12 protein-coding genes are annotated in these 10,222 nt (G+C 65.9%); 10 read left to right on the top strand and 2 right to left on the bottom strand.

The window, feature by feature from the left end; all coding sequences use genetic code 11:
* The first annotated feature begins 67 nt into the window (after positions 1–67).
* From V6M89_RS04655 to V6M89_RS04640, 4 genes are all read left to right on the top strand, one after another.
* Positions 68–757: a response regulator transcription factor gene (locus tag V6M89_RS04655; protein WP_332852083.1), complete on the top strand. Its 690-nt coding sequence runs from the start codon at positions 68–70 to the stop codon at positions 755–757.
* On the top strand, positions 747–2,168 hold the full coding sequence (locus V6M89_RS04650; protein WP_332852082.1) for an ATP-binding protein: 1,422 nt from the start codon (positions 747–749) through the stop codon (positions 2,166–2,168). Before V6M89_RS04655 ends, V6M89_RS04650 begins: the two co-directional genes overlap by 11 nt.
* Before the next feature lie 157 nt (positions 2,169–2,325).
* Positions 2,326–2,691 (top strand): hypothetical protein, encoded by a 366-nt coding sequence (locus V6M89_RS04645; protein WP_332852081.1) that lies wholly within the window; start codon positions 2,326–2,328, stop codon positions 2,689–2,691.
* Between the two features lie 59 nt (positions 2,692–2,750).
* Positions 2,751–3,131: a GFA family protein gene (locus V6M89_RS04640; protein WP_332852080.1), complete on the top strand. Its 381-nt coding sequence runs from the start codon at positions 2,751–2,753 to the stop codon at positions 3,129–3,131.
* A 4-nt stretch (positions 3,132–3,135) separates the two neighbouring features.
* Here V6M89_RS04640 and V6M89_RS04635 read toward each other — a convergent pair whose 3' ends face one another.
* Complete coding sequence (locus tag V6M89_RS04635) at positions 3,136–3,597, bottom strand: cache domain-containing protein (RefSeq protein ID WP_332852079.1); 462 nt, start codon at positions 3,595–3,597, stop codon at positions 3,136–3,138.
* A 143-nt stretch (positions 3,598–3,740) separates the two neighbouring features.
* On the opposite strand from V6M89_RS04635, the gene V6M89_RS04630 reads away from it, so the two are divergent.
* The 4 genes from V6M89_RS04630 to V6M89_RS04615 all read left to right on the top strand — a co-directional run bounded on the left by V6M89_RS04630 (position 3,741) and on the right by V6M89_RS04615 (position 7,640).
* Positions 3,741–4,712 (top strand): alpha/beta hydrolase, encoded by a 972-nt coding sequence (locus tag V6M89_RS04630; RefSeq protein WP_332852078.1) that lies wholly within the window; start codon positions 3,741–3,743, stop codon positions 4,710–4,712.
* A gap of 129 nt (positions 4,713–4,841) precedes the next feature.
* Entirely contained in the window at positions 4,842–5,573 is a 732-nt protein-coding gene (locus tag V6M89_RS04625) for a PEP-CTERM sorting domain-containing protein (protein ID WP_332852077.1), read from the top strand.
* A 111-nt stretch (positions 5,574–5,684) separates the two neighbouring features.
* Complete coding sequence (locus V6M89_RS04620) at positions 5,685–6,371, top strand: hydrolase (protein WP_332852076.1); 687 nt, start codon at positions 5,685–5,687, stop codon at positions 6,369–6,371.
* Positions 6,372–6,443: 72 nt separating this feature from the next.
* Positions 6,444–7,640, top strand: coding sequence for a glycosyltransferase (locus V6M89_RS04615; RefSeq protein WP_332852075.1), 1,197 nt, complete (start codon positions 6,444–6,446; stop codon positions 7,638–7,640).
* On the opposite strand, the gene V6M89_RS04610 is transcribed toward V6M89_RS04615, so the two are convergent.
* On the bottom strand, positions 7,637–8,683 hold the full coding sequence (locus tag V6M89_RS04610) for a PEP-CTERM sorting domain-containing protein (RefSeq protein ID WP_332852074.1): 1,047 nt from the start codon (positions 8,681–8,683) through the stop codon (positions 7,637–7,639). The genes V6M89_RS04615 and V6M89_RS04610 overlap by 4 nt on opposite strands.
* A 222-nt stretch (positions 8,684–8,905) precedes the next feature.
* Here V6M89_RS04610 and V6M89_RS04605 point away from each other — a divergent pair, with 222 nt between their 5' ends.
* Entirely contained in the window at positions 8,906–9,148 is a 243-nt protein-coding gene (locus V6M89_RS04605) for a hypothetical protein (RefSeq protein WP_116988369.1), read from the top strand.
* Positions 9,149–9,322: 174 nt separating this feature from the next.
* Positions 9,323–10,069, top strand: a complete 747-nt coding sequence (locus V6M89_RS04600) for a Crp/Fnr family transcriptional regulator (RefSeq protein ID WP_332852073.1) — start codon at positions 9,323–9,325, stop codon at positions 10,067–10,069.
* Positions 10,070–10,222: the final 153 nt, after the last annotated feature.

Here is a 10,222-nt window from a genome sequence, read left to right as displayed (position 1 = left end):
GGCAGGTCGATCCTGAATCTTCCTTCAGGAAACAACTTTTGCCGTGGAGGGGCAGTAAAATGCAGCCATGAACAAGATATTGCTGATCGAGGACGACCAGAAGGCGGCCCGCCTGCTCAAGCGCGGCTTGCAGGAGGAGGACTTCGCCGTCGACACCGTGCACAGCGCGGAAGAGGGCGAACCGGCCGCGCTGGCCGGCGATTACGACCTGATCGTGCTGGACTGGATGCTGCCGGCCAAGGACGGCATCACCCTGTGCGCCGACCTGCGCGCGCGCGGCCTGCTGACGCCGATCCTGATGCTGACCGCGCGCGACGGCCTGGGCGACCGCGTCGCCGGCCTCAACACCGGCGCCGACGATTACCTGACCAAGCCCTTCGCCTTCGACGAACTGCTGGCTCGCATCCGCGCACTGCTGCGCCGCTCGACGCTGGCGCGGCCGGCGCTGCTGACGGTGGCGGACCTGGTGCTGGATCCGCAGAGCCATGCCGTCAAGCGGGCAGGGCAGGCGCTGGACCTGACGCCCAAGGAATACGCCATCGTCGAACTGCTGATGCGCCAGGCCGGCCATGTGGTCAGCCGGCAGCAGCTGGCCGAGCGTATCTGGACCGCCGACCTGATCGCGCTCGACAACCTGATGGACTCGCACATGCGCAACCTGCGCCGCAAGATCGATCCGGAAGGCATGCCGCGCCTGATCCACACGGTGCGCGGCCAGGGCTTCCGGCTGGCGGAGGTGGCCGGCGATGATGCTTAGTTCGCGGCTTAACTTCCGCCGCCGGCTGGCGCTGGTGCAGACCGCCGTCATCGTCTCAGTGCTGTCGGTGGCGGCCATCGCCGGTTACCTGAGCCTGTCGGACGCGGTCAACGAGCAGCTGGACGGCGCCTTGCTGGCGCTGGCCGAAACCGAGTCCGCGATGCTGCGCGCCGCGCCGGACCAGCAGCCCAAGGTGCACGACGCCGAACAGGGCGCCACGCCGCCGTCGCTGGCGCGGCTCGACCGCTGGGTGCAAATCGTCGACGCCCAGGGCCGGGTAGTGGCGCGCAGCGCCAACCTGGGCGCGGCCAGCCTGCCGGCGCCGCCCGCGCTGCTGGCGCGCATGGCCGCCGGCGACACCATGTTCCAGACGCTGGACCATTTTGCCGAGGAGCCGGTGCGTATCGTTTCGCTGCCGGTGCAGACCAAGCCGTTCCGCTACACGGTGCAGGTGGCCGGCTCGCTGGACGATGTGCGGCATGTGGTGGCGTCGGCCAGCCGCATGTTCCTCGGCATGGCGCTGGTGCTGCTGGTGGCGCTGACCGTGGCCAGCGCCTCGATCACGCGCTGGGTATTCCGCTCCATCGACGACATCGTGCGCCAGGCGCAGCGCATCGGCGACGCCAACCTGGACCACCGCCTGCCCCATCCCGGCACCCGCGACGAGATCGGCCGGCTGGTCGACACCCTCAACGACATGCTGGACCGCATCGATCAAAGCTTCCAGATCCAGCGCCGCTTTACTTCGGACGCATCGCACGAGCTGCGCTCGCCGCTGTCGCGGCTGCGGGCCGAGATCGAGATCACCTTGCGCCGGCCGCGCGACACCGCCGAGTACGTCGACACGCTGCGCTCCTGCATGGAGGAGGTGGAGCGCCTGACCCTGCTGGTGGAAGAGCTGCTGGCGCTGGCCCGCTACGATGCCGGTCAGGACCGCGACGCCTCGGCCGCCACCGCGCTGGACCAGATCGCCGCCGGCGCCATCGAGCGCGCGCGGCCTATGGCGCAGCAGCGCAACGTCAGCCTGTCGCTGCAAGCCGGGGCGGCGCCGGTGCGTGCCGCCATCGGCGAGGGGGCGGCCACGCTGATCATCGTCAACCTGCTGGAAAACGCCGTCAAGTTCACGCCGGCCGGCGGCGCGGTCAGCATCGACGTCACCCAGGACGGCGATTGCGCCTGCTTGCGCATCGCCGACAGCGGGCCCGGCATCAGCGTCGACGACATGCCGCATCTGTTCGACCGTTTCTATCGCGGCGCCTCGGCCCGCTCGGGCGATGTGGCCGGCGTCGGCCTCGGCCTGGCGCTGACGCAAACCATCGTCCACGGCCACGGCGGCCGCATCGAGGCCGCCAACCTGCCGGCCGGCGGCGCCGCGTTCACCGTCCATCTGCCGCGCGCCGCGCCACCCTGATCCCTCGCGCGCAAGAGGATTCCGATTTGATCCTAAAATGCAAGTCTATGTCACACGCCGGTAATTTCTAACTGGCAAGATCGCTTCCTGAAGTCACTGATGTGGTCTACCCTTACTGCCTCTGATCGGAGGCAGTCTTTTTTTGGAAGGAAGTTTTATGCAGACCGCAGAAGTCGTGTTTTCGCGGCGGCTGGGCGTGCTGAGCATGGCCTTGAGCGTCGGCGGCAGCGTCATCGCCGAAAGCGCCAGCCAGGAAACCATCGCGCGCGAACTTCAGATCCGGTCGGTGCGCTTCCTGACGATAGACGGGATGTTCACGACGGAATTGCCGACCACCGAAAAAACGCTGGCGCAGGCATCGGCCGTGGCGTTTGCCGAGCCGATGCAGGCGCTCAAGCTGGTCGCCGCCTGTTCGGCGGTGGGCGAAACGGTGGGCTTTCTTTTCCCGGAACGCCGGCGCCGCCCGCGCGAACCGCTGGCCGACAGCGCGCCGGATACTCCGAACACGCCACAACGAGATTGACGCCGCCCGCGCGCTCCGCGCATCATGGACGCTGGCGCCATGACGAGGGAGCGAGCATCATGCATGAAACCGGCCAGTTGCACGGCAGTTGCCTGTGCGGCGGCGTGGTCTACCGGGCGGAAAAGCCGGTCAGCCACGCCAGCCATTGTTATTGCACCATGTGCCAGAAGCAGCACGGCGCCGCCTCCGGCTCGTATGCGAATGTGGCCAGCGCCGGCTATGTGGTCGAACGCGGCGCCGACCTGGTTACCGAATACGCCTCGTCCGAGCACGGCCGGCGCGGCTTTTGCCGGGTCTGCGGCTCGACGCTGTTCTGGCGCAGCACCGAGTCGCCGGACCGCATCGCCGTCACGCTGGGCACGTTGGAGCCGCCGTACGACGGTCCGGTGCAGCGTGAACTGCACACCGACACCAAACCCGCCTGGCTGCCGGTGCGATGACGGTTTATTTGTAGACGCCGCAGCCGATCACCAGGTCGCCCACTTTTTCAACGAAGGTGGTTTTCGGCTCGATCGCCTTGCTGCTTGGGTTGGGCCATTTGTAGTTGACCCAGCCGCTGCCGGCGCCGTTGGCGACCGCCAGCATGTCCTTGAACAGGTATTTGTCATCCGGGTCCTTCATCTCCAGCACCTGTTTGTTGATGATCTTGGGCAGGGCGCCGTGCGCCACCATCTTGCCTTGCAGGTCGATCACGAAGATATACAGGTCGCGGTCGATGAAGCTGCCTTTCGGATTGCTGAACTCGGTCAACGCGGCTTCGCGGTCATGGCTCTTCATGTAGGCGACCGCCTTCTTGACCATGGCTTGGGCCTGCTCCGGCGTACTCTTGTCCGGCGCCGCGCTCGCTCCTATGGAAATGATGGTCGCAAGGATGAAAGTGGCGATGCGCTTGGCAAAATGGGTCATGTCTGTCTCCTGGTTGTGCGGCATGGTAGGTTGCAGCGAGGGCGGTTTTATGTCTGAGATCGGCTTCAGCCCTGACTGCACATTAGCATTCCCGCAGATGCGCCGCAATCGTCACGTGTCCGCGTGTGGCATACTCGGCGGTTATGACGCCTGATCCTATCGCCCGTTTGCTGTGCGTGCTCGCCATGCTGTGCTTGCATATGGCGGCCTCCGCAGCGCCTTGCGTGGAGCCGCCCGCCGATCCCCTGAACACCTACGACGCGCAGCACACCTACGCCAAGCTGGTGCGCGATTATCCCGCCATCCGCATCGCCAGCGCGGCGCTGCCTGTGGACGTGAGCCGCGTTGCCGACCTGACGTATGCCCAGGTCGGTACGCGCTGCCTGAAGCTCGACCTGTACCTGCCGCTGGCCGCGCGCGCCGACGGCGGCATGCCGGTGGTGGTGCTGGTGCACGGCGGCGGCTGGCGCGCCGGCTTCCGCTCCGAGTTCGCGCCGATGGCGGTGCGGCTGGCGCAGCGTGGCTATGCGGCCGTGGCGATCAGCTATCGCCTGTCGGGCGAGGCGGCTTATCCGGCGGCGATCGACGACACCCGCGCCGCCGTGCGCTGGGTGCGCGGCAACGCCGGCCTGTACCACCTGGATCCGCAACGCATCGCGCTGGCGGGCGGCTCGGCCGGCGGCCAGATCGCCAGCCTGGCCGGCGTCACCGGCCATCTCGACAGTGCGGTGCAAGCCATCGTCAACATCGACGGCCTGTCCGACTTCACCGCCGAAGCGGCGCTGAAATACGAGGACGATCCGGCCAAGCAGCCGTCGGCGGCCGGCGCCTGGTTCGGCGGGCGTTATGCGGAGAAGAGCACGCTGTGGGCCGAAGCGTCGCCGATCCGCCATGTGCGGCCGGGCATGCCGCCCATCTTGTTCATCGCCAGCGCCCAGCCGCGCTTTTCCGTCGGCCGCGAAGAGATGGCGGCGCGCATGGCGCAAGCCGGCGTGGCCAGCCAGACCGTCGTACTGCCGAACACGCCGCATTCGTTCTGGCTGTTCGACCCGTGGCTGCAGCCCGCCGTCGATGCCATCGTCGCTTTCCTGAACGACAAAATGCCGCAACGCTAGCGCCGGTTTTCCTTACACCGCGGGCGGCGGTCGACGGCTTGCGCCCAGCAAATCAAGACCTTAAGTTCATGGTCTGAAATTTGCGACAGCTCCCTCACGCTGTAACCGATTAATTGTGAGGAGCCCGCCATGTCGACCAAACTAGCTGCCATTCTGCTGTTCCTGCCCATCGTTTTTGCCCTGCCAAGCCCAAGCGCGCACGCGCACGAGAATGTTTTTGTTGTCGATGGCGTGCCGCTCCCCAAAGGCTCTATCGTCGATATCCCTGTGACCGGCACCTGGCGGATCGAGAAGCATGCCACCAAGGATCTGTACATTCATTTCTACGTGTCGCCGCCGGTGCCGCCGGCACCGCCGACGGGTTACCGCGTGCAGGATCCCACCAAGCGCATCATCAGCATCGGCGGCAACCTGGACGGCCCGCCTGTCCAGAAAGGCAAGGAGGTGCTGATCAAATACAAAGGCGGCGAAACGGCGAGGATCATCGGCACGCTGCTGCTGCCGGGCCAGCCCAACCCGGCCGACCCGGGACCGTCGAAGGGTGTCGTCACCGGTCCGGCCGATGAACTGGCCCCGGACGAGGCCCGCGTCGCGATCCTGGAACTGCTGGCCCAGCCCGACATGACCGAGCTGTTTCCCGTGCCGATAGACCTGTCGTACTTTCATTTCGATTTCTTCGGCACGACACCATTCCCGGTCTTTGCGGGGGAGGTGACGTTCACCACCGATACCGGCCTCAGCAGCACGTTCTTCGTGATACCGGAACCCGGCACGCTGGCGCTGGGCGGCGCCGCCGCGCTGGTCTGGCTGGCGCAGCGCCGGCGCGCGGCGGCGCCGATTGCGCGGCCTGCAAAAGGTTAGTCCGGCCTCTCCATTTTGCCAGTGGTTTTCGTCGGCGCCGCGACCTAAGATGGTCGCAGCCGCGCTGCATGCAGCGGGCGCCGTATTCAACCCATCAAACTGGAAGCCACCATGACCAACCCTAAACTCGAAGTACTGACGCCGACCAACTGCCAGCTGATCTTCATCGACCAGCAGCCGCAAATGGCCTTCGGCGTGCAATCGATGGACCGCCAGGCGCTGAAGAACAACACCGTGGGGCTGGCCAAGGCCGCCAAGGTGTTCAACATCCCGACCACCATCACCACCGTCGAGACCGAAGCGTTCTCCGGCCACACCTATCCGGAGCTGCTGGACGTGTTCCCCGGCAAGCCGATCCTGGAACGCTCGTCGATGAATTCCTGGGACGACCAGAAGGTGCGCGACGCGCTCAAGGCCAACGGCAAGAAGAAGGTGATCGTCTCGGGCCTGTGGACCGAGGTGTGCAACAACAGCTTCGCGCTGTGCGCGATGGCCGAGGGCGACTACGAGATCTACATGGTGGCCGATGCCTCCGGCGGCACCTCGAAGGAAGCCCACGACTATGCGATGCAGCGCATGATCCAGGCCGGCGTGGTGCCGGTGACCTGGCAGCAAGTGCTGCTGGAATGGCAGCGCGACTGGGCCCACCGCGAAACCTACGACGCCGTGATGGCCATCGTGCGCGAACACTCGGGCGCCTACGGCATGGGCGTCGACTACGCCTACACCATGGTGCACAAGGCGCCGCAGCGCACCACCACCAGCCACGAGACGCTGGCCGCCGTGCCGGCCCGCTAAGACCCCTGGGGAGCGCCGGCTCCCCATCGCATCAGGTGCGGGATGCCGGCGATCTCGGGTACACTCGACGGCATGGCACACATCCATCTATGCTGGGAGCTGGGCGGCGGCCTGGGACACGCGGGCCGCCTGAAAATGCTGGCGCTGGCGCTGCAGGAGCGCGGCCATCGGGTCAGCATGAGCCTGCGCGACCTGGTGCAAACCGATCGCGTGCTGGCCGACCTGGACGTGCCGGTGCTGCAGGCGCCGGTGTGGCTGCATCAGGCGATGGGCGTGCCGCCGGCGCAGGCCAGCCTGGCCGAGATCCTGTTCCTGTGCGGCTACCTCGACCCCGGCGCCTTGCGTGGCATGGTGCGCGGCTGGCGCGCGCTGTTCCAGCAATTGCAGCCTGACCTGGTGGTGGCCGACTATGCGCCGACCGCGATCCTGGCCGCGCGTTGCGTGGGGCTGCCGTCGGCGTCGGTAGGGATCGGTTTCTACAGCCCGCCCGCCGGCCGCGCCTTGCCGCCGCTGCGCGATTGGGAGGCGCTGCCGGCCGCCCGTCTGCACAACGCGGAGACGCGGCTGCTGCAAACCGCCAATGCCATCCTGGCCGAACACCGGGCGCCGCCGTTCCGCTGGGGCGCCGAACTGCTGTTGGGCGACCAGCAACTGCTGTGCACCTGGCCGGAGCTGGATCACTACGCTCGCCAGGATGCCGGCACGCGCTGGCTGGGGCCCAGTTTCCTGCCGCAAACGGGCGAGCCGCCGCAGTGGCCGCCGGGCGAGGGACCCAAGGTGTTTGCCTATCTGAAAAGCGCGCATCCGGACCATGAAGCCGTGTTGGCGGCGCTGGTGGCCGAAGGCTGCCGGGTGCTGTGCTATTTGCCGGAAATCGCCGCCGGACGGCCGCCGCCGGTCAACAGCCCCTTGCTGCACTATGCGCGCGCGCCGGTGTCGTTGCAGGAAGCGTATCGCGAGGCCGCGCTGTGCGTCTGCCATGGCGGTGAGGCGACGCTGGTGCAGGCGCTGCTGGCCGGCGTGCCGGTGTTGTTGTTGCCGATGCAGGCTGAGCAGTTCCTGATGTCGCGCCAGGTCGAACGTCATGGCGCCGGCCTCAATGCGGCGCTGCTGGCGCGGCCGACCGACTGGCGCCGGCAGGTGCGCCGCCTGTTGAGCGAAGCCGGATGGCGCCAGGCGGCCCAGTCGTTCGCGCAGCGCTACCGTGGCTTCGACCAGCGGCAGCTGGCGCTGCAACTGGTCGACGCACTGGAGGCGCAACTGGCCTAGTTGTTTTCCGTTTCGACTTGTCGGCGTCGGCGTCGTCCCAGCCAGGCGAGGATGCCGAGGCCGCCGAACAGCATCGCATACTGGTTCGGTTCGGGCACCGGGTCCAGCGAAATATAGCCCTGGTAGTTCTGGCCGTAGTGGTTGACCAGATAGTTTGTGCCGCCCAGGTCGACATGGAAGGGATCGCCGCTGCTGGCCTGCGAGCCGCCGGGATTGCCGCTCAGCCAGTGCTCCGGTATCACCACCACGTCGCCGGGATGATGGTTCATGCAGCCGTTGCCGTAGCCGCCATAGCCGCTGTCCTTGCATGGTCCTTCCATATACCAGCCGTCCGGCACCACGAAGGTCTGGGCCGGCACCAGCACCGGCGGACCGGCCGGCGCGTCGCCGTTGGCATAGGTGCTGAGCGTGTAGCTGAGCTGGATGGTCTGGCCGGCGTTGATCACGCCCAGGTCGATGTCGTGCGATCCGCCCAGCACGTTGTACATGGTGCCGCCGCCGGCATACAAGGAGCTGTCGCCGGCGGTGTTGTAGGCGGTGCCGCTGGCGTCGGACTTCAGCGTGGCGCCGCTGCCCCAGATGGAATTGCCGTCGCGCTTGATATCGAAGCTGAGTCCCGCTTCGACGTAGTTGCCGCCGGTGAGCGGCGTATTGATGGTGTTTTGCAGGATGCCAGGCGTGATGCTGAAGTGGAAGGTGCCGGTCTGCGCCGTCGGGCCGGTGTTGGTGAACGATTCGATGATGTTGAAGCTGCTCAGCACCTGATAGGTCCCGGTGCCGGATGCGCGGCTGCCGAAGTTGCCCGAGGTGCTGCCGTAGCTGTGCAGGCCGGTGCTGCTGGTCGCCGAGCTGCTGAAATCGAGCACATCCACGTAGGTCAGTGATGGGTAGCTTGATGTCAGCGTGGTGGACGGTCCGCCGTCCATCGAGTAGGTGGCCGTCGCGGTCATGGAACTGACCTGGGCCACGGCCGCTGGGCTCAGAAGCGCAAGTGCCGCGCCTATGGCCAGTGGGGTGTATTGCGAGACTGCGTGTGTCCGCATGAATGCCTCCGTTTGATCATGGATGATATTCCGTCGACCAAGCTGCGTGTCCATTCAGCCGGGCAATGCAGCTTGTCATTATTTTATCAATTCACCGTGACAATTGGTGAGTATTTATGGAAACTTGCCGCGTCTGTGGTTTTTGCATCCTGCCTGGGGCCGCCATGCTGCTATACAATGGGCCATGGTATCCACCATTCATTTACCGCCCAGGAGGCTGTGATGTCGACCACCCATACTTTCCGTCCCGACTACGTCGGCGCCGAAGTCGTCGAAGCAGGCATTGAAGTTGCCGACCGTAAAGGTCCGGACAGCGCGGCCGCCTATCTCAGCCAGCGCGGCGTGGCGGACACGGTGATCCAGCGCGTGGTTGCCGAACCGGAACATCGCCGCAATCCAGGCCGTTTGCGCAGCCGCGACGAGCGCCTGCTGGAAGAGGCGTCACGCTTCAAATTCAAGGTTTGACGGGGCTGGCCAAGGGCGGCGGCGTGGACTACACGCCGTAGGACAGGGACCACATTGCCCTATGTTCCCAACCTACATATAGCCCTTACGTGCTCCTATAATCGACCGCACATGGCGCGGATATAGTGTTGTTCATCAGGTCGCAATGATCGACAACCTACCAAGAGGCTCGCCATGTACCACGCTACTCATCCTTCCGTATCGCAACATGCAGTGCGCAGCACGCAGGCAGAAACATCCGCACCGATCGTCAGCCTGACCGGCGCCCAGCAGAACGACTTGCTGCGCGCACTGTCCCGTGAAGAGCTGATCAGTTTGTTCGAACACCTGGAACTGGTGCCGCTGGACGCAGGCAAACACCTGTTCGACTTCGGCGACAAAATGGAATACGCCTACTTCCCCACCAACGCCATCGTCTCGCTGCAATTCGTGACGGAAGACGGCGGCGCCTCCGAGATCGGCGTGGTCGGCCGTGATGGCGTGGTCGGCGTGTCGATGTACGAGACCGAACGCGCCAACTGCTCGGCGGTGGTGCAAAGCGCCGGCTACGGCTACCGCATCCGCGCCTCGGTGCTGCGCTCGGCCTTCTTCGACGGCGGCGCACTGGCCCAGCAGTTGATGCGCCACACCAGCGCGCTGTTCGCGCAACTGGCGCAAACGGTGGCCGGCGCGCGCCATGGCAGCATCGAACAGCGCCTGTGCCGCTGGCTGCTGGAACGGCTGGACCGCTCGCTGTCGAATGAATTGAAAGTAACCCAGGAAACGATCGCCAACCTGCTGGGCGTGCGGCGCGAAAGCATCACCTGCTGCGCCGGCAAGCTGCAAGAAAAAGGCATGATCGAATGCCGCCGCGGCACCATCATCGTACGCGACCGCAACGCCATGGAACGCCATGCCGGCGGCTGCTACGTCCCCGTCTAATGCCTGTACCTGGGCGCATGCTGGAGTTGATCCAGCTTGCGTTGCACCAGCCTGTACCAGGCGCTCGCCCATCTGGTCGCCCTGACCGATTCCTCCACCGTTGCCGCCGCCATGCAGCGCTGCACCGCTCTCATCTGGCGGTGCAGGGCGTAG

The sequence above is a fragment of the Duganella sp. S19_KUP01_CR8 genome (assembly GCF_036688705.1).
Classification (GTDB): Bacteria; Pseudomonadota; Gammaproteobacteria; order Burkholderiales; family Burkholderiaceae_D; genus Rugamonas.
This window is presented reverse-complemented; position numbering and strand designations above follow the sequence as displayed.

What these genes read in the sequence shown, in the direction of transcription:
- V6M89_RS04630 (WP_332852078.1), top strand. Translation starts at nt 3,741, where the DNA reads ATGACGCCTGATCCTATCGCCCGTTTGCTGTGCGTGCTCGCCATGCTG.
- V6M89_RS04620 (WP_332852076.1), top strand. Translation starts at nt 5,685, where the DNA reads ATGACCAACCCTAAACTCGAAGTACTGACGCCGACCAACTGCCAGCTG.
- V6M89_RS04645 (WP_332852081.1), top strand. Translation starts at nt 2,326, where the DNA reads ATGCAGACCGCAGAAGTCGTGTTTTCGCGGCGGCTGGGCGTGCTGAGC.
- V6M89_RS04625 (WP_332852077.1), top strand. Translation starts at nt 4,842, where the DNA reads ATGTCGACCAAACTAGCTGCCATTCTGCTGTTCCTGCCCATCGTTTTT.
- V6M89_RS04615 (WP_332852075.1), top strand. Translation starts at nt 6,444, where the DNA reads ATGGCACACATCCATCTATGCTGGGAGCTGGGCGGCGGCCTGGGACAC.
- V6M89_RS04640 (WP_332852080.1), top strand. Translation starts at nt 2,751, where the DNA reads ATGCATGAAACCGGCCAGTTGCACGGCAGTTGCCTGTGCGGCGGCGTG.
- V6M89_RS04635 (WP_332852079.1), bottom strand. Translation starts at nt 3,597, where the DNA reads ATGACCCATTTTGCCAAGCGCATCGCCACTTTCATCCTTGCGACCATC.
- V6M89_RS04650 (WP_332852082.1), top strand. Translation starts at nt 747, where the DNA reads ATGATGCTTAGTTCGCGGCTTAACTTCCGCCGCCGGCTGGCGCTGGTG.
- V6M89_RS04600 (WP_332852073.1), top strand. Translation starts at nt 9,323, where the DNA reads ATGTACCACGCTACTCATCCTTCCGTATCGCAACATGCAGTGCGCAGC.
- V6M89_RS04655 (WP_332852083.1), top strand. Translation starts at nt 68, where the DNA reads ATGAACAAGATATTGCTGATCGAGGACGACCAGAAGGCGGCCCGCCTG.
- V6M89_RS04610 (WP_332852074.1), bottom strand. Translation starts at nt 8,683, where the DNA reads ATGCGGACACACGCAGTCTCGCAATACACCCCACTGGCCATAGGCGCG.
- V6M89_RS04605 (WP_116988369.1), top strand. Translation starts at nt 8,906, where the DNA reads ATGTCGACCACCCATACTTTCCGTCCCGACTACGTCGGCGCCGAAGTC.